This window comes from Tessaracoccus massiliensis, from assembly GCF_000826065.2.
GTDB classification, from domain to species: domain Bacteria; phylum Actinomycetota; class Actinomycetes; order Propionibacteriales; family Propionibacteriaceae; genus Arachnia; species Arachnia massiliensis_A.
The window spans coordinates 210,305-232,279 of sequence record NZ_LN623543.1; the positions used below are offsets into that span (position 1 = coordinate 210,305).

Below are 21,975 nucleotides of genomic sequence, written 5' to 3' on the forward strand. Positions count from 1 at the left end.
CGTGGACAGATACTCGCGCGACGTCTTGGCCCCGGGCTGGCAGAAGGCCCACATCAAGAAGACCCGTGACGTGGCCGTCGAACTCGACCAGGTGGTCGAGTTCGACGACTTCTGCGGCGCGGTCGTCGGCTGGGAGAACGGACTGGTGGTGCTGGAGGACCGGCACGGCAAACGACGCTCCGCGCCGTTCGGCCCTGGCTTCCTGCTGGAGGGCGAACCCGTCGCCCTCCGCGCCCCGCTGCGCGGTGGGCCGGTCAAGCCCCGGTACACGGCCTCCGGCTCCCGCGTGGGTGACGAACCGGCCAAGGCGAAGGTGGCGCTCCCCAGCCGCATCTACGTCGAGGGCCGGCATGACGCCGAGCTCATCGAGAAGGTCTGGGGCGACGACCTGCGCCACGTCGGCGTCGTCGTCGAGTATCTGGGCGGCATCGACGATCTCCCGCGCATCGTCGCGGACTTCGCGCCCGAGCCGGGCAGACGTCTCGGCGTGCTCGTCGACCACCTGGTACCCGGCTCGAAGGAGTCACGGATCGCGCAGGACGTCTACCGCGCCGGCTACCGCGATACGGTCCTGATCGAGGGGCACGAGTTCATCGACATCTGGCAGGCCGTGCTTCCGGAGCGCATCGGCCGCAAGGCGTGGCCGTCGGTGCCACGTGACATCGACTTCAAGAAGGGCACGCTCAAGGCCCTCGGGCTCCCGCACGGGGACCAGGCCGACATCGCCCGTGGCTGGCAGGCGATCCTCGCCCGCGTCGAGAGCTGGCGGGATCTGGTGCCCCAGCTCAACACCAAGGTGGAGACCCTCATCGACTTCGTCACGCAGGACCACCTCGACGCCTGACGGGGCCGCGGGCACTATGGTTGGACGCATGGACACCGACGGCATCCTGGGCCTCCTTCAGCAGACCGCGGCGGAGATCATCACGCCCCGCTTCCGACAACTGGCCGATGCCGACATCAACGAGAAGCTGCCGGGAGATCTCGTCACCATCGCCGACCACGAGTCCGAGGTGCGACTCACTGAACTGTTGAAGGCCGCTTTCCCCTCCGCGGTGGTGGTGGGAGAGGAGTCGATCTTCGCTGATCCCATGCTGCTGCGAGGGCTCGCCAACGAGGACCACGCGTTCATCATCGACCCCATCGACGGCACCCGCAACTTCGTCAACGGACGCGACGAGCATGGCGTGATCCTGGCCGAGACACGAGGCGGCGTCACCACCCGCGGCTGGATCTGGCAACCCCAGACCGGGCGCGCCTACGTCGCCGAACGGGGCGCGGGGGTGAGGCTCAACGGTGCGCCCATCGAGCGGAAGCGGCACGACAGGGCGCCCCAGGGTGCCTCGTCGAAGCGCCGGCTCCGCGGCTATGACGCCGACGGGAGGCTCAGCCCGGTGGTGCGCAGCAACTTCGCCTGCTGCTTCGACTACCCGGACGTGCTGCACGGCAAGCTCGACTTCATGTACTACACGAGCCTGCACCCCTGGGATCACCTCGCCGGCTCGTTGATGGTCACGGAGAACGGTGGCATCAGCCGCACCTTGGACGGGCTCAACTACAGCCTGCTGTCGCGCTCGAAGGGTGGCCTGCTGGTGGCAGGCGACACCATGAGCTGGATGGCTGCGCAGCAGTACTGGCCCATCGACTGAGTCTCAGATGAGGGGCAGATGCCTCTTCGGCACGATGCCCTTGGCGCCGAGTTCCGCGTAGGCCTTCGGTAGCGCCACGGCCAGGGTCTCGGGCGTGAACGGCCATTCGGTGGCCGTCGCCGCGTCCTCCAGCTTGGTGCCCTGCTGGATCAGCATCTCGGTCTGCCCGTAGAGCATGGCGATCTCGGCGCGCTGGATGAACGCGAAGTCGCGGTCCACGACGGCGCCGTGGCCGGGCACGAACTTCGTCTCGTTGGTACTGGCGCCCAGGATGCCGTCGAGCACCGTGGGCCAGTTGCTGAGCGAGCCCCGATCGTCGATCTGGGGGTCTGCGCCCTCCTCCAGCAGGTCGCCGGCGAAGACCACGTTCTCCCCGGGCAGGTAGATCAGCAGGTCGCTGTCGGTGTGCGCCTCCCCGAAGTGCAGGGCCTCCACCCTGAGCCCGCCGAGGTCGACGGCGAAGGCCATCGAGAACGTGCGCGTGGGCTGCACCGAGGTGAGGTTCTCGTGCGCGATCGAGGTGACCTCACCCATGCCCGCGAGCCCGCCCACGTGGTCGTGGTGATCGTGCGTGAGCAGCACCTGCGTGACCGGCACCCCCGCCTTCTGCGTGGCCGACGCGATCAGTTCGGCGCCCTGCTCCGGGGTGTTGCCCGTGTCGATCAACATGGCGCCGTCGCGGCCCACCACCAAGCCGACGTTGACCCGGTGGGGTTCAACGGTGGTGACGAAGACGCGTTCGCTAACAGGTGCCCACTCGAGTGTCATGACTCCATCCTAGGGCGCGGTACACTGGCACTCGCCCAACCAGAGTGCCAACCGGGAGGTGACATGCTCGACGACCGTAAGCTCGATGTCCTCAAGGCCATCGTGACCGATTACGTGGCCAGCCGCGAGCCCGTCGGCTCCAAAGCACTCGTGGAGCGGCACAAGCTGGACGTCTCTGCGGCCACCGTCCGCAACGACATGGCGGCGTTGGAGGAGGAGGGCTACATCACGCAGCCCCACACCAGCGCTGGCCGCATTCCCACCGACAAGGGCTACCGGCTGTTCGTGGACAAGCTCGCCCGCATCAAGCCGCTCTCCAGCGCTGAGCGCAACGCCATCACCAGCTTCATGAACGGCACCGCGGATGTCGACGACCTGGTGATGCGCACCGTCCGCCTGCTGGCGCAACTGACCCGGCAGGTCGCCATCGTGCAGTACCCGGTGGCGCAGCACGACCAGATCCGCCACCTCGAACTGGTCTCGCTCACCCCTGAGCGCATGATGGTCATCGTCGTGCTGTCCTCGGGGCGGGTGGACCAGACGGTCATTGAGGCCCCGACGGCGGACGAGGCGCACCTGCATGCCCTACGGCTGAAGCTGGCGTCGGCCACCATCGGCAAGGCTCCGGCGGCCGCCGCGGGGGCGCTCGTGACGCTGCTGGACGGCATCTCGCCGGAGGATCGCGCCGTCAGTGCGCCGGTCGTCGCCGCTGTGTTGGAGACCATCGCGGCGGAGCCGGCGTCCCAGGTGGTGGTGGCGGGCGTACCGAACCTGGCAGGCACGGCGTTCGAGACCAACATGCGCCCCCTGCTGGAGGCGCTGGAGGAGCAGGTCGTGCTGATGCGCCTCCTGGGCGAGGCCGCCGGCGACGACGTCACCATCCGGATCGGGCAGGAGAACACCGCCCAGGGCTTCCAGTCGACTTCGCTGGTCGCTTCCGGGTACGGTGCCGATTTCGGGTCGAGCCTCGGCGTCGTCGGGCCCACCCGCATGGACTACCCGTCCACCATCGCCGCGGTGCGTGCCGTGGCGCGTTATGTGAGCAGATTCCTGATCGAAGGCTGAACGCAGAAGATATGAGCAAGGACTACTACACCATCCTGGGCGTCGATCGCGATGCCACTCCTGAGAGCATCAAGAAGGCCTACCGTCGCCGCGCCATGAAGGTGCACCCAGATGTGGCCCCCGACGATGCGGAGGCTGCTGAGAAGTTCAAGGAACTCAGCGAGGCCTACGAGGTGCTGAGTGACCCCAACAAGCGGGCCATCTTCGACCGCGGCGGGGACCCCATGTCCGGCGCTGGCGGCGCAGGCTTCTCCGGCTTCGGGGGCGGGTTCGCGGGCGGCTTCGACTTCACCAACCTTGTGGACGCGATGTTCGGCCAGGCAGGGGGCCGCGGCCCACGTTCCCGCGTCCGGCAGGGGCAGGACGCCCTGGTGCGCCTCTCCCTGGACCTGCACGAAGCGGTCTTCGGCGCCACCAAACCCGTCAAGGTGGCCACGGCTGTGGTGTGCCCCAAGTGCACCGGCAAGGGCGGCGAGCCCGGCTCGGAGCCCGTGACCTGTTCCACCTGTAGCGGCAACGGCGAGATCACCCAGATCCAGCGCTCCTTCCTGGGTGACATCCGTACCTCGCAGGCGTGCCCCACCTGCCGCGGCTACGGCACCATCATCCCGCGCCCCTGCAGCGAATGCTCCGGCGAGGGTCGGGTCCGCACCACCCGCACGCTGCAGGTCAAGATCCCGGCAGGCGTCTCAACCGGCATCCGCATCCACCTGGAGAGCCAGGGCGAGGTGGGCCCGGGCGGCGGCCCCGCCGGCGACCTCTACGTGGAACTCTCCGTCAACGAGCACGAATCGTTCCGCCGCGACGGCGACAACCTCGAGATGGTGGTCAAGCTGCCGATGACGGCCGCTGCTCTTGGCACGACCATCGACCTCACCACGCTCGAGGCCGAGTGGGAGAAGTCCGACGTGGAGGACCGGTCCGTCTCGGTCGAGGTGCCGGCCGGCACCCAGTCGGGCACCCGCATCGGGCTGAAGGGGCGAGGGGTGCCCCGGCTGCGTGGCGGCGGCCGCGGTGAGCTGGGCGTGACCCTGCTCGTGCAGACCCCCACGAAGCTCGACGACCAGCAGCGCGAACTGCTCCGCCAGCTCGCCGACGCCCGCGACGAGACCCGGATCGAGGCGGTCGCCGCCAAACCGGGCAAGGGCGGGATGTTCGGCAAGCTGAGCGAGTGGTTCTCGTGACCGACCACCTGTTCCTCGCCGAGTTCGACGAGGGCATCGCCCCCGGGCAGCGGGTGGTGGTGACGGGTGCCGAGGCCCACCACGCGACGAGCGTCAAGCGCATCTCGGTGGGGGAGTCCGTGCTCCTCTCCAACGGCGAGGGGCTGGGCGTGCGCGGCACCGTCGTCGAGGCGACCAAGCGGGAGCTGATGGTGGAGGTGGGCGAGGTCCTGTCCTCCGAGGTGGCAGCGCTGCGCTGGGGGGTGGTGCAAGCGTTGGCGAAGGGGGACCGCAGCGACCTGGCCGTCCAGATGGCCACCGAACTGGGCACCCGGCGCATCATCGCCTGGCAGGCTGCCCGTTCCGTCGTGCGCTGGCAGGGCGAGCGGGGCGCCAAGGCGCTCGAGAAGTGGCGGGCCACCGCCCGCGAGGCCTCGAAACAGTCGCGGCGATTCTTCGTGCCTGTGCTCGAGGCGGCGTCAACGGCCCAGGTGATCGAGGCCATCCGGGGTGCCGCCGTCGCCCTCGTGCTCCACGAGGACGCGGAGCGTCACATCGCGCAGGTGGAACTCCCACCGGAGGGGGAGGGCCTCGTGATCGTCGGCCCCGAAGGCGGCATCTCCCCTGAGGAGCTCGACGCGTTTGTCGATGCAGGCGCCCAGCCGGTGCTGATCAGCGACGGCGTGCTGCGCACCTCGACGGCCGGGGCTGTCGCGCTGGGTCAGCTGGAAGTGCTGGCCCGCCGATGAGCTTCTCCTTCGACGTCACCCACCGCCTTGAGGGGGCACCCGGCCGCGCCGGCGTCATCCATACCCCGCACGGCGACATCGAGACGCCGGCGTTCATCGTGGTGGGCACCAAGGCGACGGTCAAGGCCGTGCTGCCCGAGGCGGTCTCGGACCTCGGGGCGCAGGCCGTACTCGCCAATGCCTACCACCTGTACCTGCAGCCCGGCTCCAGCATCGTCGACGAGGCGGGCGGACTGGGTCGGTTCATGAGCTGGCCGGGCCCCACCTTCACCGACTCCGGTGGCTTCCAGGTGATGAGCCTGGGCGCCGGCTTCAAGAAGGTGCTGGCCATGGACACCAAGGGCATGGCGAACGACGACGTGATCGCCGACGGGAAGACCCGCCGCGCACACGTCGATGACGATGGCGTCACCTTCAAGAGCCACCTCGACGGCACCCTCCACCGGTTCACCCCGGAGGTCTCGATGGGCATCCAGCATGAGCTGGGGGCCGACATCATGTTCGCCTTCGACGAACTCACCACGTTGATGAACACCCGGGCCTACCAGGAGTCCTCGGTGGAGCGGACCCACGCGTGGGCGGTGCGCTGCCTCGCGGAGCACGAACGCCTCACCCGCGAGCGTGCGGACAAGCCGTACCAGGCCCTCTTCGGCGTGATCCAGGGCGCCCAGTACGAGGACCTGCGGCGCCAGGCCGCCCGTGGCCTGGCAGAGCTTGTGGTCGACGGCCGCAGCTTCGACGGCTTCGGCCTGGGCGGCGCACTGGAGAAGGAGAATCTGGGCACCATCATCGGCTGGATGGTGGAGGAACTGCCCGAGAACAAGCCGAGGCACCTGCTGGGCATCTCGGAGCCGGACGACCTGTTTGCCGCCGTCGAGATGGGGGCCGACACGTTCGACTGCGTCAACCCCTCACGGGTGGCCCGCAATGCGGCCATCTACACCGCCGACGGCCGCTACAACGTGAACACGGCGCGTCACAAGCGCAGCTTCATCCCCCTCGAAGAGGGCTGCGACTGCTACACGTGCACCCATTACACGCGTGCCTACCTGCACCACCTGTTCAAGGCCAAGGAGATGCTGAGCTCCACCCTTGCGACCATCCACAACGAGCGCTTCACCGTGCGCCTGGTCGACAACATCCGCCAGTCGTTGAAGGACGGCACGTTCTACGAGTTCCGCGACGAGTTCATCGGCCGCTTCTACGGCACCCGGGCAGGCTGACACACCGAGGTCCGGCTCGACTGTGCCGGAGCGCCATTGAGCAGGGCACCATCGGTGGCAGTGGTGTCCGGGTGAAGGGTGTAGAGGAAGTTGTAGGAGATCGAGTAGGCGAGGTCGCGCCAGTTGCCGATCCGGTTCCTGACCACTGCAGTGCGGTGCACGTTGCCAGTTGGCGCGCGGGCGGCTCAGCGAGCGGGCGTCTCGTAGGAGGGTTCGCGGCGCTTGACGAACGTGATCACCTGGTAGGTCACCGGCAGGAAAATGATCTCGATCAGCACCTTGTAGATGTAGCCCACCAGGATGTAGTTGAGCAGGGTGCCGCCGGTGATGATACCGGCGAAGGCGACCACGCAGAAGATGATGGTGTCGGCGGCCTCGCCCACCACGGTGGAGCCCAGGAGGCGGGCCCAGAGGCTGCCTTCCTTCGTGCGCTGCTTGAGCTTGACCAGCACCCAGGCGTTGAGCAGCTGCCCGGCGAGGTAGCCCAGCACGGAGGCGGCGACGATGCGCGGCACGAAGCCCAGGATCGCTTCGAACGCGGCCTGGTTGCCCCAATCCGCAGCCGGGGGAGCCGCGCCCACTATCAGGAACGTGATGGAAGCCAGGACCGAGACGGCGAAGCCGATGAAGATGGCACGCTTGGCCCCCTTCATACCGTAGACCTCCGCCAGCACGTCGCCCAGGATGTAGGTCAATGGGAACAGGAACGCCCCGCCGTCGGTGATGATCGGCAGGATCGGGAAGCCGAAGACCTCCACGTCGGGGCCGAACTGGATGAGCTTGACCGCCGAGACGTTGGAGATCAGCAGCAGCGCGCAGAACAGCGCCACGACGATGTCGTAGACGCCGCGCGGGCGACTCGCGAAGTTCGTGCTCATACCGGCTTCCTGGACGCTTGATGTCACCCGTGCATCATAGACACAACAGCCGTCCCGCGAGTTTGGCCCCGAACCGGCTTTCCTGGTGGCAAACTCAGGTCATGGACGACATCACCGAGACGGTTCCCGAAGAATCAGTGCAACTGGACCAGCTTCAGCCGGACGACTCGTTGATCTACCGCGGGGTCGACGACGTCCTGGACGAGGGCTACATCGCGCCGGACAACTGGTCCCCGGCCATGGGCTACGGCAACACAGCCGAGGAGATGCGCCAGGGAGAGACCCTCGAGATGCGCGTCAAGCAGGAGGAACCGGACAGGGTTGCGGCCGAGAACGAAGACTGGAACCCCAACGACGAGCCACGCGAGGTGGGGCGCGAGCGCGCAGGACGCCTCATGGCGGTCCAAGGCCTGGGCCACAGCGACACCCTGGGCGTCGACGTCGGCTACAGCGGCGGCGCGGCCAGCGCGGAAGAGGCGGCGATGCACATCATCTCCGACGATGGGGAAGATGACGCCCTCGACTAGAACCGGCTCTGTCCGCGGCAGGGCATAGACTGGGTGGCCACGGCGCATAGGGCGTCGTCAGCGCTCACCGAACGAGGAAAGACCCTGAACGCCAACTCTCTCGACCAACAGCGTGCCGTACGCAGCGTGGCGGTGCCACCGTCGATCGACATGGTCAACCTGCTCGGCCCGCGCGACGAATTTCTCCGTATCCTCGAGGACCAACTCGACGCCGAACTGCATGTGCGCGGCGGCCAGGTCACGCTGTCCGGCACGGCGGCCGAGGTGGCACACGCGGCGGACGTGATCACCGAGATGGTCACCATTCTGCGCACCGGCCAGGGGCTCACCGCCGAGACCGTCGAACGCGTCCTCCAGATGGCGGAAGACCCCACCGCCTCGGCGGCCGAGGTGCTCACGCAGAACATCATCTCCAACCGGGGCAAGACCGTGCGGCCCAAGACGCTCAACCAGAAGCGCTACGTGGACTCGATCGACCGCCACACCATCGTGTTCGGCATCGGCCCGGCCGGCACCGGTAAGACCTATCTGGCCATGGCCAAGGCGGTGCAGGCGCTACAGGCCAAGGAGGTCAGCCGCATCATCCTGACGCGCCCTGCCATCGAGGCCGGCGAGCGTCTGGGCTTCCTGCCCGGCACGCTCAACGACAAGATCGACCCCTATCTGAGGCCGCTCTACGATGCGTTGCACGACATGGTCGACGCGGATTCGGTGCCGAAGCTGCTCACATCCGGCACCGTTGAGGTCGCGCCACTGGCGTATATGCGCGGCCGCACGCTCAACGATGCCTTCATCATCCTCGACGAGGCGCAGAACACCTCCATGGAGCAGATGAAGATGTTCCTGACCCGCCTTGGTTTCAACTCCAAGATGGTGGTCACCGGCGACGTCACGCAGGTCGACCTGCCCGGCGGGACGCGCAGCGGGCTGCGGGGCGTGCAGCAGGTGCTCGACGGTGTGGAGGACATCGAGTTCTGCACCCTCACCAACCGCGACGTGGTGCGCCACAAACTGGTGGGGCGGATCGTGGCGGCCTACGATCAGTTCGAAAGCCTGGCCCCCGAACGGAAGCGCGCGCAGTGATCGACCTCAACAACGAATCAGGGATGGCGGCCGACGAGCTGGGCCTCATCGAGCTGGCCCGTTTCGCACTCGACAAGCTGCGGATCCACCCGCAGGCCGATCTGTCCATCGTCCTGGTGGATGAGGAGACGATGGCCGAGTACCACGAGCGTTTCATGGATCTTCCTGGCCCCACCGACGTGATGAGCTTCCCCATGGACGAGTTGCGCGCCCCGGACGAGGACGAGGAGCCCCCCATCGGGTTGCTCGGCGACATCGTGTTGTGTCCCCAGGTCACCGAGCGTCAGGCGGCGGACAACGGCCGCGAACCGGCCGCCGAAGCCGAGTACCTGCTCATCCACGGCCTGCTGCACCTGCTCGGTCACGACCACGCGGAACCGGAGGAGAAGGCCGTCATGTTCGGCCTCAACGACCGGATCATCGCCGCCTGGGACCTCGCGCGGAAGTGAGCGCCAGGTCTGAGCTGAGCCGTAGCCTGAGCCTGTGGGACGCCATCGCCATCGGCGTGGCCTCCATGGTGGGGGCCGGGGTCTTCGTCGTGTGGCAGCCGGCAGCGCAGGCTGCGGGCGACCTGCTGCTGGTCGCACTGGTCATCGCCGCGCTGGTGGCCTGGGCCAACGCCACGTCCTCAGCCCAGCTCGCCGCCCAGTATCCCTCCGCCGGCGGCACCTATGTCTACGGTCGGGAACGGCTCGGGCCGTGGCCCGGCTACCTCGCCGGCTGGAGCTTCGTCATCGGGAAGACCGCCTCCGTCGCGGCAATGGCTCTGGCCTTCGCCGCCTACGTCGCGCCGGACGGCTGGCACATACCCGTCGCCATCGCGGCGGTCTGGGTGCTGGTGGGCATCAACCTGCTCGGCGTGACCCGGACGGCCCAGGTGGCCAAGGTGCTCGCGTCACTGGCGCTGATCGGCATCGCCGTGGCCCTCGCCGTCGGCTGGTCCGGGCACGGATCGACAGCCACCTTCGGCTGGGCGGACATCACCGACGGACCGTACGGCGTCCTCCAGGCTGCAGGCCTGCTCTTCTTCGCGTTTGCCGGCTACGCCCGGATCGCGACGATGGGGGAGGAGGTGCGCGACCCGGAGCGCACCATCGGCCGCGCCATCGTCACGGCGTTGATCATCGTGTTGGCCCTCTACGCACTCGTCGGGGTCAGCCTGCTGACGCTGCTCGGCCCGGCACTGCTGGCCTCGACTCCCGCGCCGCTGGCGCTGCTGGTTGAAGGATCCCCGGTGGCGGCAGCAGTCCTGGTGGGCGGCGCTGCGGCGGCCATCGCCGGTGCCCTGCTCGGGCTGCTGTCCGGCATCGGGCGCACGTTCCTGGCCATGGCCCGCGAGGGAGACCTGCCCCGCTTCTTCGATCACACCCACCCCAGGACGAAGGTGCCACACCGCATCGAAGTGCTGCTCGGCATCCTGTTGACGCTCCTGCTGCTCGTGGTCGACCTACGAGGGGCCATCGGGTTCTCGTCGTTCGGCGTGCTGCTGTACTACTTCGTCGCCAACGTGGCCGCCTACACGCAGGACGAGGCGCACCGCCGCCACCACCGCGCCTGGCAGGTGTTCGGGGCCCTCCTGTGCCTCACCTTGGTGATCACGCTGCCCTGGCAGTCGATCGTGGCCGGCGTCGCCGTGCTCGCGGTGGGTGGGGCATGGCGTCTCGTCCGGCCGGCGTCGCTGCGTTAGACTCCTGCAGTCACAAGTCGTCTAGCTCGAGCGAGTTGATCGGATCCCGTGTCCCAGTCCGAATGGATTGAACTGGGCGTAGCCCTGTTGTGCGCCATTGGCGCTTCCCTGCTGGCCGCGGTTGAGACCGCGCTGAGCGTCATCACCAAGTCCCGCGCCGAAAAGCTCGTCGACGACGACGTGCGCGGCGGTGATCGCATCGTCCTGATCACCCAGGACCCGGCCCCCACCATCAACGCGGTGATGTTCGCCAGGATGGCGCTGGAGATCAGCTCCATCGTGGTGGCCACCATCGTGATGTTCACCCAGTTCCAGGCGGACTGGCAGCGGGCGCTTGTCACCATCGGCGTCATGCTGGCGGTGTCCTTCATCCTGTGGGGCGTCGCGCCGCGCACCATCGGCCGCCAGAAGCCGGAGGCCACCCTGCGCTTCTTCGGCCCGCTACTGACCGGCCTCACGACGGTGCTGGGCCCCATCGCCCAACTCATGATCTACCTCGGCAACGCCCTCACCCCCGGCAGGGGCTATGCGGACGGGCCCTTCGCCACGGAGGCGGAGCTGCGCGACATGGTGGACTTCGCCGAGGCCCAGGACCTCATCGAGGCCGGCGAATCCAAGATGATCCACTCGGTCTTCGAACTGGGCGACACCATCGTCAAGGAGGTCATGGTGCCGCGCACCGACGTGGTGTTCGTGACCCGGGACAAGACGCTGCGTCAGCTCCTTTCATTGGCGTTGCGCTCCGGCTTCTCACGCATCCCCGTGATCGGGGAGGACCTCGACGACGTGCTCGGCGTCGCCTACCTCAAGGACGTCGCCAAACGCATCCACGACTTCCCGGACGCCGAGCGGCTCGAGACGGTGGGCGACATCATGCGCCCCGCCGCCTTCTGCCCGGACTCCAAGCCCGTTAGCGAACTGCTGCGGGAGATGCAGCTGAGCCACTCGCACCTGGTGATGGTCATCGACGAGTTCGGCGGCACCGCCGGTCTGGCCACCATCGAGGACATCCTCGAGGAGATCGTGGGCGAGATCGTCGACGAGTACGACCACGACACCCCGGCTGTCACCGAGTTGGGGGAGGGGCACTACCGCATCTCTTCACGGCTCCCGCTCGACGAACTGGGCGCGCTGTTCGGGCTCCACCTCGACGACGACGAGGTCGAAACCGTCGGCGGCCTGATGGCCAAGCAGCTCAACCTGGTCCCCATCCCCGGCTCACGCGCCGTCGTGGGTGACCTTGAACTCGTCGCCGACCGCGCCGTCGGCAGGCGACACCAGATCGGCACCATCCTCGTGCGTCGGCTCAGCCCCGAGGAACTGACCCACGACGAGCCGCAGGAGAACCCCGATGACTGAGCCAACCCACCGTTCCGGCTTCGCCTGCTTCGTCGGGCGGCCCAACGCAGGCAAGTCCACCCTGACCAACGCGCTGGTCGGGCAGAAGATCGCGATCGCCTCCAGCAAGCCGCAGACCACCCGGCACGCGGTGCGCGGCATCGTCACCCAGGACAACGGGCAACTGGTGCTGATCGACACCCCCGGACTGCACAAGCCCCGCACGCTGCTCGGCAAGCGCCTCAACGATCTGGTCTACGAGACGTGGAGCGAGGTGGACGTGGTGGGCGTGTGCCTGCCCTGCGACCAGCGCATCGGCCCCGGGGACAAGTTCATCATCAACGAGATCGCCAAGCTGAAGAGGCGCCCCACCCTCGTCGCGCTCGCCACCAAGACCGACCTGGTGAGCAAGGAACGCGTCCTGTCCCACCTGGTCGACGTCGCCGCCGTGGCGGAGGAACTCGACATCCAGTGGGCGGAGGTCATTCCCTGCTCCGCAACGGCCGGGGACCAGATCGACCTCGTGCGCGAGACCCTGATCTCGCTGCTGCCCGAAGGCCCCCAGTACTACCCGGACGGCGAGATCACCGACGAGCCCACCGAGACCCTCATCGCCGAGTTGATCCGCGAGGCCGCGCTGGAGGGTGTGCGCGACGAACTGCCCCACTCGATCGCGGTGATGATCGACGAGATCATGCCCCGCGAGGACCGCCCGGAGGACAAGCCACTCACCGATGTCTTCGCCACGATCGTCGTGGAGCGCGATTCGCAGAAGGGGATCATCATCGGTCACCGCGGCTCGAGACTCAAGGAGATCGGTACCACGGCGCGCGAGCAGATCAACCGCCTGCTCGGCACCCGGGTGCATCTGACGTTGCACGTGAAGGTGCTCAAGGAGTGGCAGCGCGACGCCAAATACCTCAACCGGCTCGGCTTCTGATCCGCCGAGCAGACCCGCGCGGGGAAAACGCGCAGCGGTGCTGCGCATTCCTGTGTTAACGGTAACTATTTGGTCACGACGTGGTGTCCTTAGGTCGTCAGCCAGCCGGTTGTTCCTAGTATGAGTCGCAACAACCGCCCGGTTGACCTTGACATTTAAGGAAAGGAACACACGTGAAGAAGCGTGTTTACAAGCTCGGCGTGGCCGCCATCGTCGGCGCCTTCGCCCTGACCGCCTGCGGCGGCGACGGCACGGACAGCGGAACCGACAACGGCGACAACGGTGCCGCCGAGGTGGCACCCGCTGATCTCGAGACCACGATCAAGATCCTCGCCCCGTCGTACTCGGACAGCTCGCAGGCTGACTGGGACCGCGTCACCGCCGCGTTCAACGAGGAATACCCCAAGGTCACAGTCGAGCTGCAGATCGACGGCTGGGAGAACTTCTCGCAGACCGTGCAGTCGCGCATCCAGGCCAACGACTACCCGGACATCCTCAACGACAACGCCTTCGCGTCGTCCGCGGATGCGGATCTGCTGTACCCCATCGATGAACTGCTGAGCGATGAGACCCTCGCCAACATCGACGAGACCCTGATGGCCAACGGTAAGGGCCCCGACGGCACGCAGTGGGCCGCTCCGGACATCGCCTCGGCCCGCATGCTGGTCTACAACACGGACCTCTTCGAGCAGGCCGGCATCGCCGAGCCGCCGAAGAGCTGGGAGGAGCTCGAGGCCGCGGCTGAGAAGATCACCGCCCTCGGCGACGACATCTATGCCTACGGCATGCCGCTGGGTGCGGAAGAGGCCCAGGTCGAGTCCTCCCTCTGGGTGTGGGGTGCCGGCGGTAACTGGGATGAGGGCGAGAACCTCGTCGCCAACTCCGATGTGGCCGTCGAAGGCTTCACGCAGATGAAGAAGATGTACGACGCCGGCTACACGCAGCCCAACCTCGAGGACAACCGTCAGGACACCACCGACCTCTTCGCCGCCGGCAAGCTCGCCATGGCCATCGGCCACGGCCAGGTTGTGAGCGACGCTGAGGCCCAGGGCGTCAACGTGGAGCTCGCCCCGGTCCCGTCGAAGGACGGCGAAGGCGTCGCCATCGGTGTGACCGACTTCATCGTTGCGTTCAACAACGACGACGCGGCCCGCAAGCAGGCCACCGGCGCGTACCTGGACTACCTCTACTCCGACGAGCTGTACGAGCCCTGGTACAAGGGCACTGAGCTGCTCCCGGTGACCAAGTCCATCATCGAGAAGGCCAAGGGAGAGGCCGAGGGCAACGAGGCCGCGTTCCTCGACGCCCTGTCCGTCGTGAAGTTCCAGCCCGTCGCCAACCCGGCGTGGGACACGCTGCAGACCGCTCTGCAGCAGAACGCCTACAAGATCGGCACCGAAGAGCCTGCCGCTCTCCTGGAGCAGATTGAAGCACAGGTCGCAGCCCAGAGCTGATCGACTTTCGTGACGAGACGGGGTGGCACGGGCAGACCGTGCCACCCCGTACCCACGCGGTAACCCCAAACCCAAGAGAAGAAGGGACGACGACGGTGTCGTTGACAGCCACCCCACAGATGGTGGAGAAGACAAAGAAGCGGAAGATCTCCGGCGGATGGGAAACGCTTCGAGCGCTCCCGTGGCTGCTGCCGACCCTGATCCTGATCGTCGGGGTCGTGCTCTACCCGGCCGGCCTGATGATCTACACCTCCTTCTTCAAGTACAACAACAAGGGCATCCTCCGCAGCCCTGATCCGGTGGGTCTCGACAACTACATCGGCAAAGCCGGCGCCCTGACGTTCCCCGGTGTGCCGATCACACGCATCATGGCCAACACGGTGCTGTGGGTCATCGTCGTGGTCATCGTCACGGTGCTGCTCAGCCTCCTGTTGGCCCAGTTCCTCAACAAGCCCTTCCGTGGCCGCAAGCTGTTGCGTCTGTTCATCATCCTCCCCTGGGCCTGTTCTGTGGTCATGACCGCCACGGTCTTCCGCTACGGCCTGCAGCAGAACGTCGGCCTGTTCAACCGGCTGCTCGTGGATACCGGCATCCTCGAGAGCGCGCGCGCCTGGACGAAGGACCCCACCTCGGCGTTCTGGGTCGCGGTGTTCGTGGCCATCTACGTCTCGCTGCCCTTCACCACCTACACGATCCTCGCCGGCCTGCAGGCCGTCCCCTCCGACGTGCTCGAAGCGGCGCACGTCGACGGCGCCTCGGCTCCGCAGCGGTACTGGCACATCGTGCTGCCGCTCCTGCGCCCCGCCATCGCGGTGGCCGCCCTGATCAACATCATCAACGTGTTCAACTCCCTGCCGATTCTGCGCATTCTGCAGGAGACCCCCGGCTACCACAACGGCCACATCACCACCACGTTGATGTACGAGTATCAGAGCGCTCTGGGTCCCGGCGTGTCTTCGGCGCTGTCGGTGCTCAACTTCCTGTTCTGTCTCGTCATCATCGCGATCTACCTGATCATCGTGAAGCCCACGAAGGAGGTGGCCTGAGCCATGGCGAAGGTCAAGTCTGAACACAAGATCCGCGGCGGCATCAACAAGCAGCCCAACCTCCTCGGGATCATCATCGGCTCGATCGTGATCGTGTTGTTCTTCGGGTTCCCGTATGTGCTGATGTTCATCACGTCCCTGAAGACCCGCCTCGAGGTCACGGCCATTCCGCCGTCGTGCTTCCCGTCCGAGCCGCGCTGGCAGAACTACATCGACGTGTGGTCCTCGGCCGTCAACCCTGCCTCGTCGCTGCTGGCCACCACCGTCATCGCCGTGGGCGCCACCCTGCTCGTCCTCGTGGTCGCCACGCCGGCCGCCTACTACATCGCGCGCTTCCGGTTCCCGGGCCGCATGATCTTCCTGCTGCTGGTGCTGTGCACCCAGATGCTGCAGCCCACCGTGCTGGCCGTCGGCCTGTTCCAGGAGTTCAAGGGCTGGCACGGCTACGCGGTGTGGGGCGCGCTGATCCTCATCAACGGCGCGTTCAACCTGTCGTTCGCCATCTGGATCATGCAGGCCTTCTTCGCCTCGGTGCCCAAGGAGGTCGACGAGGCGGCACTCATCGACGGCCTGGGCCGCCTGCAGACGATGTTCCGCATCTCGCTGCCCCTGGTGTGGCCCGGCATCGTGACGGCCATCGTGTTCGTCTTCGTGAACTCGTGGAACGAGTTCGCGGCGGCACTCATCCTCGTCCAGCAGAACGACCTGCAGCCCCTGACGGTGTCGATGCCGCGCTTCCTGGGCCTCTACATCCAGGACTGGCAGTACCTGTTCACGGTGGCACTCGTGGCCATCGTCCCGGTGATCATCCTCTTCTCCATCATCGAGAAGCGCCTCATCGGCGGCCTGACGGCCGGCTCGGTCAAGTAGTAGAACCTCACGGCGCCGTGCCCGCGGACATGTCTTCCGCGGGCACGGCGCTCGGTGTATCGTGACGCACGTGGCACTGCACAACCTGCTCCTTGGCTGCCGCAGCGAGGCCCAGAATCTCTGAGCCGGAACTCCTCGCTGCGGTGCTTCCACGTGTCTGGCGAACCCCACCCAGCCCAGGAGACATTCCATGACCATGATCAATCACCGCCCCCAGCCGAAGCCTGTCCAGCAGCCCACCGGCATGCCGGTGCACCGCTACACCCCGTTCGTGCCCGTCGACGTACCGGACCGCACGTGGCCCGCGCAACGCATCGAGAAGGCGCCCCGCTGGCTCTCCACGGATCTGCGCGACGGCAACCAGGCGCTCATCGACCCGATGACCCCCTCCCGCAAGATGCGGATGTTCGAACTCCTGGTGGAGATCGGCTACAAGGAGATCGAGATCGGCTTCCCGTCCGCCTCCCAGACGGATTTCGACTTCGTGCGGCAACTGATCGAGGAGGACCGCGTCCCGGAGGACGTGACCATCTCGGTGCTGACCCAGGCCAGGGAGGACCTGATCAGCCGCACGGCCGAATCCCTCATCGGCGCGCACCGCGCCACCATCCACATGTACAACGCCACCGCCCAACTGTTCCGCGACGTGGTCTTCCGCATCTCCGAGGAGGAGTGCGTGCAGATGGCGCGCCGCGGCACCGAGATGGTGATGAAGTACGCGGACCGGCACCTGCGCGACGTGGAGTTCGGCTACCAGTACTCGCCGGAGATCTTCACGCAGACGCCCACGGATTTCGCCGTGGAGGTCTGCAACGCGGTCTCCGAGGTGTGGCAGCCCGGCGAGCGCCGCGAGATCATCTTCAACCTGCCTGCCACCGTCGAGCGCTCCACGCCCAACACCTATGCGGACCAGATCGAGTACTTCATCCGCAACGTCAAGCACCGCGAGCACGTCGCGGTATCCCTGCACCCTCACAACGACCGCGGCACCGCAGTCGCGGCCGCCGAGCTGGGTCAGATGGCGGGCGCGGACCGGGTCGAGGGCTGCCTGTTCGGCCACGGGGAGCGCACCGGCAACGTCGACCTGGTGACGCTGGCCCTCAACCTGTACACCCAGGGCGTCGACCCGCAGTTGGATTTCCATGACATCGACCACGTGCGACGCACCGTCGAGTACTGCACCGGCCTGCCCGTGCATCCCAGGCACCCGTACTCAGGTGACCTGGTCTACACCGCCTTCTCCGGCTCCCACCAGGACGCCATCAAGAAGGGCCTGGAGCACCTCGAGCGCATCGCCGACGAGGCCGGCAAGTCGGTCACCGACATGCCCTGGGAAGCTCCGTACCTGCCGATCGACCCACACGACGTGGGCCGCACCTACGAGGCGGTCATCCGTGTCAACTCGCAGTCCGGCAAGGGCGGCATGGCCTACCTGATGAAGTCCGAGTTCAAGATGGACCTGCCCCGCCGGCTGCAGATCGAGTTCAGCCGCGCGGTCCAGGAGCGCACGGAGACCACCGGCAGCGAGATCACGCCGCAGGAGATCTACGAGGTGTTCGTCGACGAGTACCTGGGCGAGGGCCCATGGGAACTCACCAGCGCCGGCACCACATCCAGCAACGGCAGCTTCGTCGTCAACGCCACCGTCAACGGCCCGCACCGCCGCGGTGTGGAGATCCAGGGCGAAGGCAACGGCCCGGTCTCGGCGTTCGTCGACGGCCTCACCCAGGCCGGGGCCACGGTTCGAGTGCTCGACTACGCGGAGCACGCGCTGGACTCCGGCGGGGACGCTCAGGCCGCGGCCTACGTGGAGTGCGAGATCGGTGAAGGGGACGCCGTGGAGGTCCTGTGGGGCGTCGGCATCGACCCGAGCATCACCAGCGCCTCGATGAAGGCGATCCTCAGCGCGCTGAACCGTCACCGGGACAGCTGAACAGTAGGCCTGCCTGAGAAGGCATGAGATGAGGGGCCGGTTTCCAATGGAAACCGGCCCCTTATTCATGGGGTGTTACAGGATGGACATCACGGGGCGTCGCTCGCGCGAGCCGTCACCTCCCATCCGGGGGTGCGATGAAGCCTCGTTATGCGGCGTCGGTCTGGCCCCCAAGGTCTTATCCGCCTGCGGCAGGGAGGACAGGACGTGTCCGGGTGGCATGGCCGGGTGGTCCACCACCGCTATGGTGGGCGTCATGCCCAAGCTCACCGATCCCGTCCCCGGTGACGCCGATTCCCTCTACGCCCACTTCCTCTCATGGGCCGAGGACCAGTCGATCGCGTTGTATCCCCATCAGGAGGAATCCGCGATCGAGCTGTTCTCCGGTAACAACCTGATCCTGGCCACACCCACCGGATCCGGGAAATCCATGGTGGCGCTCGCCGCCCACTTCGCCGCGCTGAATACGGACCGCGTGAGTTTCTACACCGCACCCATCAAGGCGCTGGTCAGCGAGAAGTTCTTCGCGTTGTGTCAGGTCTTCGGGGCGGAGAACGTCGGCATGGTGACCGGGGACGCCTCAGTCAACGCCGATGCCCCCATCATCTGCTGCACCGCCGAGGTGCTGGCCAACATCGCGCTGCGTGAGGGTCGGGCCGCGGACGTGGGGATGGTGATCGCCGACGAGTTCCACTTCTACTCGGAGCCGGATCGCGGCTGGGCCTGGCAGGTTCCCCTGTTGGAGCTCCCGCAGGCGCAGTTCCTGCTGATGAGCGCCACCCTCGGCGAGGTCGATCGCCTCATGTCCGATCTCAGCGAACGCACCGGGCGCTCCACCAGCCTGATCGATGATGCGGAGCGGCCTGTTCCGCTGATCTTCGAGTGGTCCCTGACCCCGTTGCAGGAGAAGGTCACAGACCTGGTGCAGGAGCAGAAGGCCCCTGTCTACATCGTGCACTTCACGCAGGCCGACGCATTGGAGCGGGCCCAGGGACTGCTCAGCCTCAACTTCATCACCAAGCACGACGCGGAACGCCTCCAGGAGGAGATCGGTGCCTTCCGCTTCGGGCCGGGCTTCGGGAGGATCCTCTCCGGGCTCGTGCGCCGCGGCATCGGCGTGCACCACGCGGGCATGCTGCCGAAGTACCGCCGCCTCGTTGAGCAGTTGGCCCAGACGGGCCTGCTGAAGGTGATCTGCGGCACCGACACCCTGGGCGTGGGCATCAACGTGCCCATCCGAACGGTCCTGTTCACCGGATTGAGCAAGTACGACGGCAACCGGGTGCGCCGCCTCCGGTCCCGGGAATTCCACCAGATCGCCGGCCGTGCCGGGCGCGCGGGATACGACACCGTCGGCTTCGTGGTGGTGCAGGCCCCGGAGCACGTGATCGAGAACGAGCGGGCCCTGGCGAAGGCGGGCGATGACGAGAAGAAGCGACGCAAGGTCGTGCGTCGCAAGCCACCGGAAGGCTTCGTCGGCTGGAACGAGGAGACCTACGACAAGATCATCGTGGCCGAGCCGGAGAACCTCATCTCGCGGCTCCAGATCACCCACGGCACCATCCTCAACCTCGCCCAACGCCCCGGCAACGGCTACGAGGCCATGGTGCGGCTGATCGAATCCAGCCACGAGACGAAGGACCGCAAGAAGGCGCTGCGCCGCCGGGCGCTCGCCCTCACCAAGGCGCTGTTCACTTCCGGGGTGCTGGTCAAACTACCTGAGCCGGACGACACCGGCAGCTGGTGCGTGCTGGGGGAGGGCGTCAGCGAGAACTTCGCGCTCAACCAACCGCTGGCCCCCTTCGCGGTGGCCTCACTGGACCTCCTCGATCCGGATTCACCCACCTACCACCTGGACGTCATCTCCGTGATGGAGGCGGTGCTGGAGGATCCCTTCCAGGTGCTGTTGGGGCAGCAGCACCAGGCTCGCGGCGAGGCCATCGCGCAGATGAAAGCCGACGGCATCGAGTACGACCAGCGCATGGAGCTACTCGAGGACGTGACGTGGCCCAAGCCGCTGGCCGAGTTGCTGGAGCACGCATTCGAGATCTATGCGCAGGCCCATCCCTGGGTGGATCCGACGGGCCTGTCGCCGAAGTCCGTGGTGCGCGACATGTGGGAACGCGCGATGAACTTCACCCAGCTCATCTCGTTGTACAAGCTGCAGCGCAGCGAGGGCACCGTGCTGCGGTATCTCACAGACGCCTACCGCATCCTGCGCCACACTGTGCCGGACGAGTACCGCACCGAGCAGTTCGACGACATCGTCGAATGGCTGGGGGAGACGGTGCGCCAGACGGACTCGTCGCTGCTGGACGAGTGGGAGTCCCTGACTGATCCCGACAAGGTGGCGAAGGCGGCCGAACGTGCCGCGCTGGGCGCCCCACCGCCGCCCCCACGTCCCGTCACCGGCAACGAGCGGGCCTTCACCGCCATGATCCGCACCGCCATGTTCCGGCGCGTGGAACTCATCGCGGCAGACCGGTGGCAGGCGCTGGGTGACCTGGACGCTGCCGCAGCCCAGCTGACCGAACCCCCGATGGACGTCCTGATGGACGCCGACGCCTGGGATGACGCGCTGGCAGCCTACTGGGACGACTACGACGACGTGCTGCTCGACGGCGACGCACGCGGCCCGGACCTGTTCCGCCTGGAGAAGGGCGGCGCCGTGTGGAAGGTGACCCAGGTCATCCACGATCCTGACGGCAACCACGACTGGCGCATCCGCGCCGAGGTGGACCTACCGGCCAGCGACGCCGCGGGCTCCGCGGTGGTCCGCACCACGGAGTTTGCCCGGCTCGGCTGACGGCTCAGGCGCTGCCGAAGCGACGCTCCCTGTTGGCGTACTGCTCGACGGCGGCCCACAGGTCGCGTCGGTCAAAATCCGGCCACAGCCTGTCGAGGAAGATGAACTCCGCGTACGCGGACTGCCACAGCAGGAAGTTCGAGATGCGCTGCTCGCCGGAGGAGCGCAGGAAGAGATCGACGTCCGGGATCTCGGGTTCGTCGAGGAACTTCTGGAACCGGTCCTCGGTCAGACGGTCAGGGTCCAGCTTGCCGTCGCGCGCCAACCTGGCGATCTCGCGTGCGGCGTCGACGATCTCCGCGCGGCCGCCGTAGTTGACGCAGAACTGCAACGTGAGCGTGGTGTTGTCCCGGCTCATCTCCTCTGCGACCTCGAGCTCCCTGATCACCGAGCCCCACAGCCGGGGGCGGCGGCCGGCCCAGCGGATCCGCACGCCGAGGTCGTTGAGTTCGTCACGGCGACGGTGGATGACGTCGCGGTTGAAACCCATCAGGTAGCGCACCTCATCCGGCGAGCGTTTCCAGTTCTCCGTGGAGAAGGCGTAGGCCGACAGGTAGGGGATGCCCATCTCGACGGCGCCGTGCACCACGTCGAGCAGGGACGCCTCGCCCATGGCGTGGCCCTCGGTGCGTTTGAGTCCGCGTTGTTTTGCCCAGCGCCCGTTGCCGTCCATCACGATGGCTACGTGCCGGGGCAGGGACCCCTTCGGGAGGGCGGGCGGTGTGGCGCCGCTGGGGTGCGGGGTGGGTCGACGGCGAGGCTCGGTCACCCGATGAGCGTACCGGCCTATGATCGA

The 21,975-nt window shown here is 67.0% G+C and carries 21 protein-coding genes; 17 read left to right on the forward strand and 4 right to left on the reverse strand.

The window, feature by feature from the left end:
- Position 1 precedes the first annotated feature (1 nt).
- Both BN1186_RS11495 and BN1186_RS11500 read left to right on the forward strand, forming a co-directional pair.
- Positions 2-844: a DUF3097 domain-containing protein gene (locus BN1186_RS11495; protein ID WP_082031362.1), complete on the forward strand. Its 843-nt coding sequence runs from the start codon at positions 2-4 to the stop codon at positions 842-844.
- A gap of 28 nt (positions 845-872) precedes the next feature.
- Positions 873-1,649 carry an inositol monophosphatase family protein gene (locus tag BN1186_RS11500; RefSeq protein WP_040284217.1) on the forward strand — a complete coding sequence of 259 codons (777 nt, stop codon included), beginning with the start codon at positions 873-875 and terminating at the stop codon, positions 1,647-1,649.
- A 3-nt stretch (positions 1,650-1,652) separates the two neighbouring features.
- Here the strand turns inward: BN1186_RS11500 and BN1186_RS11505 are convergent, their stop codons facing one another.
- Positions 1,653-2,417, reverse strand: a complete 765-nt coding sequence (locus BN1186_RS11505) for an MBL fold metallo-hydrolase (protein WP_040284218.1) — start codon at positions 2,415-2,417, stop codon at positions 1,653-1,655.
- Between the two features lie 63 nt (positions 2,418-2,480).
- On the opposite strand from BN1186_RS11505, the gene hrcA reads away from it, so the two are divergent.
- Genes hrcA through tgt form a run of 4 tightly spaced genes read left to right on the forward strand, consistent with a single transcriptional unit; the run spans position 2,481 to position 6,617 of the window.
- Positions 2,481-3,482: a heat-inducible transcriptional repressor HrcA gene (gene hrcA, locus BN1186_RS11510; protein ID WP_040284219.1), complete on the forward strand. Its 1,002-nt coding sequence runs from the start codon at positions 2,481-2,483 to the stop codon at positions 3,480-3,482.
- Positions 3,483-3,493: 11 nt separating this feature from the next.
- Positions 3,494-4,666 carry a molecular chaperone DnaJ gene (gene dnaJ / locus BN1186_RS11515; protein ID WP_040284220.1) on the forward strand — a complete coding sequence of 391 codons (1,173 nt, stop codon included), beginning with the start codon at positions 3,494-3,496 and terminating at the stop codon, positions 4,664-4,666.
- Positions 4,663-5,394: a 16S rRNA (uracil(1498)-N(3))-methyltransferase gene (locus BN1186_RS11520; protein WP_040284221.1), complete on the forward strand. Its 732-nt coding sequence runs from the start codon at positions 4,663-4,665 to the stop codon at positions 5,392-5,394. The genes dnaJ and BN1186_RS11520 overlap by 4 nt, the downstream gene beginning before the upstream one ends.
- Positions 5,391-6,617 carry a tRNA guanosine(34) transglycosylase Tgt gene (tgt, locus tag BN1186_RS11525; RefSeq protein ID WP_040284222.1) on the forward strand — a complete coding sequence of 409 codons (1,227 nt, stop codon included), beginning with the start codon at positions 5,391-5,393 and terminating at the stop codon, positions 6,615-6,617. Before BN1186_RS11520 ends, tgt begins: the two co-directional genes overlap by 4 nt.
- Here the strand turns inward: tgt and BN1186_RS11530 are convergent.
- Positions 6,596-6,778 (reverse strand): hypothetical protein, encoded by a 183-nt coding sequence (locus BN1186_RS11530; RefSeq protein WP_139651079.1) that lies wholly within the window; start codon positions 6,776-6,778, stop codon positions 6,596-6,598. The two genes, tgt and BN1186_RS11530, sit on opposite strands and share 22 nt — an antisense overlap.
- A 24-nt stretch (positions 6,779-6,802) precedes the next feature.
- Positions 6,803-7,495 (reverse strand): queuosine precursor transporter, encoded by a 693-nt coding sequence (locus BN1186_RS11535; RefSeq protein ID WP_040284223.1) that lies wholly within the window; start codon positions 7,493-7,495, stop codon positions 6,803-6,805.
- 101 nt (positions 7,496-7,596) lie between these two features.
- Between BN1186_RS11535 and BN1186_RS11540 the strand changes: the two genes are divergently transcribed.
- The 11 genes from BN1186_RS11540 to BN1186_RS11590 all read left to right on the forward strand — a co-directional run bounded on the left by BN1186_RS11540 (position 7,597) and on the right by BN1186_RS11590 (position 21,179).
- The gene (locus tag BN1186_RS11540; RefSeq protein ID WP_040284224.1) at positions 7,597-8,022 is read left to right on the forward strand and encodes a DUF5709 domain-containing protein; all 426 of its coding nucleotides are present in this window, start codon (positions 7,597-7,599) and stop codon (positions 8,020-8,022) included.
- A gap of 150 nt (positions 8,023-8,172) precedes the next feature.
- Positions 8,173-9,105 (forward strand): PhoH family protein, encoded by a 933-nt coding sequence (locus BN1186_RS11545; protein ID WP_040284225.1) that lies wholly within the window; start codon positions 8,173-8,175, stop codon positions 9,103-9,105.
- Positions 9,102-9,554, forward strand: a complete 453-nt coding sequence (gene ybeY, locus BN1186_RS11550; protein WP_040284226.1) for an rRNA maturation RNase YbeY — start codon at positions 9,102-9,104, stop codon at positions 9,552-9,554. Before BN1186_RS11545 ends, ybeY begins: the two co-directional genes overlap by 4 nt.
- Positions 9,551-10,792: an APC family permease gene (locus tag BN1186_RS11555; protein WP_040284227.1), complete on the forward strand. Its 1,242-nt coding sequence runs from the start codon at positions 9,551-9,553 to the stop codon at positions 10,790-10,792. Before ybeY ends, BN1186_RS11555 begins: the two co-directional genes overlap by 4 nt.
- Positions 10,793-10,840: 48 nt before the next feature.
- The gene (locus tag BN1186_RS11560; protein ID WP_040284228.1) at positions 10,841-12,151 is read left to right on the forward strand and encodes a hemolysin family protein; all 1,311 of its coding nucleotides are present in this window, start codon (positions 10,841-10,843) and stop codon (positions 12,149-12,151) included.
- Complete coding sequence (era, locus tag BN1186_RS11565) at positions 12,144-13,070, forward strand: GTPase Era (RefSeq protein WP_040284229.1); 927 nt, start codon at positions 12,144-12,146, stop codon at positions 13,068-13,070. The genes BN1186_RS11560 and era overlap by 8 nt, the downstream gene beginning before the upstream one ends.
- A gap of 173 nt (positions 13,071-13,243) precedes the next feature.
- Positions 13,244-14,524, forward strand: coding sequence for an ABC transporter substrate-binding protein (locus BN1186_RS11570; protein WP_052460099.1), 1,281 nt, complete (start codon positions 13,244-13,246; stop codon positions 14,522-14,524).
- A 119-nt stretch (positions 14,525-14,643) separates the two neighbouring features.
- Entirely contained in the window at positions 14,644-15,570 is a 927-nt protein-coding gene (locus tag BN1186_RS11575) for a carbohydrate ABC transporter permease (RefSeq protein ID WP_040284230.1), read from the forward strand.
- 3 nt (positions 15,571-15,573) lie between these two features.
- Entirely contained in the window at positions 15,574-16,440 is an 867-nt protein-coding gene (locus BN1186_RS11580; RefSeq protein WP_218975471.1) for a carbohydrate ABC transporter permease, read from the forward strand.
- A 196-nt stretch (positions 16,441-16,636) separates the two neighbouring features.
- On the forward strand, positions 16,637-18,373 hold the full coding sequence (gene leuA / locus BN1186_RS11585) for a 2-isopropylmalate synthase (RefSeq protein WP_425471525.1): 1,737 nt from the start codon (positions 16,637-16,639) through the stop codon (positions 18,371-18,373).
- A 256-nt stretch (positions 18,374-18,629) separates the two neighbouring features.
- A complete protein-coding gene (locus BN1186_RS11590; RefSeq protein WP_052460248.1) occupies positions 18,630-21,179 on the forward strand; it encodes a DEAD/DEAH box helicase in 2,550 nt (849 codons plus the stop codon).
- Positions 21,180-21,183: 4 nt separating this feature from the next.
- Here BN1186_RS11590 and BN1186_RS11595 read toward each other — a convergent pair whose 3' ends face one another.
- Positions 21,184-21,948 carry an isoprenyl transferase gene (locus BN1186_RS11595; protein ID WP_246043305.1) on the reverse strand — a complete coding sequence of 255 codons (765 nt, stop codon included), beginning with the start codon at positions 21,946-21,948 and terminating at the stop codon, positions 21,184-21,186.
- Positions 21,949-21,975 lie beyond the last annotated feature (27 nt).

Bases quoted from the DNA above. Each gene is read 5' to 3' on its own strand.
- BN1186_RS11545 (WP_040284225.1), top strand. From the start codon at position 8,173: ATGGTCAACCTGCTCGGCCCGCGCGACGAATTTCTCCGTATCCTCGAG.
- hrcA (WP_040284219.1), top strand. From the start codon at position 2,481: ATGCTCGACGACCGTAAGCTCGATGTCCTCAAGGCCATCGTGACCGAT.
- BN1186_RS11575 (WP_040284230.1), top strand. From the start codon at position 14,644: ATGGTGGAGAAGACAAAGAAGCGGAAGATCTCCGGCGGATGGGAAACG.
- dnaJ (WP_040284220.1), top strand. From the start codon at position 3,494: ATGAGCAAGGACTACTACACCATCCTGGGCGTCGATCGCGATGCCACT.
- BN1186_RS11500 (WP_040284217.1), top strand. From the start codon at position 873: ATGGACACCGACGGCATCCTGGGCCTCCTTCAGCAGACCGCGGCGGAG.
- BN1186_RS11590 (WP_052460248.1), top strand. From the start codon at position 18,630: ATGCCCAAGCTCACCGATCCCGTCCCCGGTGACGCCGATTCCCTCTAC.
- era (WP_040284229.1), top strand. From the start codon at position 12,144: ATGACTGAGCCAACCCACCGTTCCGGCTTCGCCTGCTTCGTCGGGCGG.
- BN1186_RS11505 (WP_040284218.1), bottom strand. From the start codon at position 2,417: ATGACACTCGAGTGGGCACCTGTTAGCGAACGCGTCTTCGTCACCACC.
- tgt (WP_040284222.1), top strand. From the start codon at position 5,391: ATGAGCTTCTCCTTCGACGTCACCCACCGCCTTGAGGGGGCACCCGGC.
- BN1186_RS11580 (WP_218975471.1), top strand. From the start codon at position 15,574: ATGGCGAAGGTCAAGTCTGAACACAAGATCCGCGGCGGCATCAACAAG.
- BN1186_RS11540 (WP_040284224.1), top strand. From the start codon at position 7,597: ATGGACGACATCACCGAGACGGTTCCCGAAGAATCAGTGCAACTGGAC.
- BN1186_RS11535 (WP_040284223.1), bottom strand. From the start codon at position 7,495: ATGAGCACGAACTTCGCGAGTCGCCCGCGCGGCGTCTACGACATCGTC.
- leuA (WP_425471525.1), top strand. From the start codon at position 16,637: ATGATCAATCACCGCCCCCAGCCGAAGCCTGTCCAGCAGCCCACCGGC.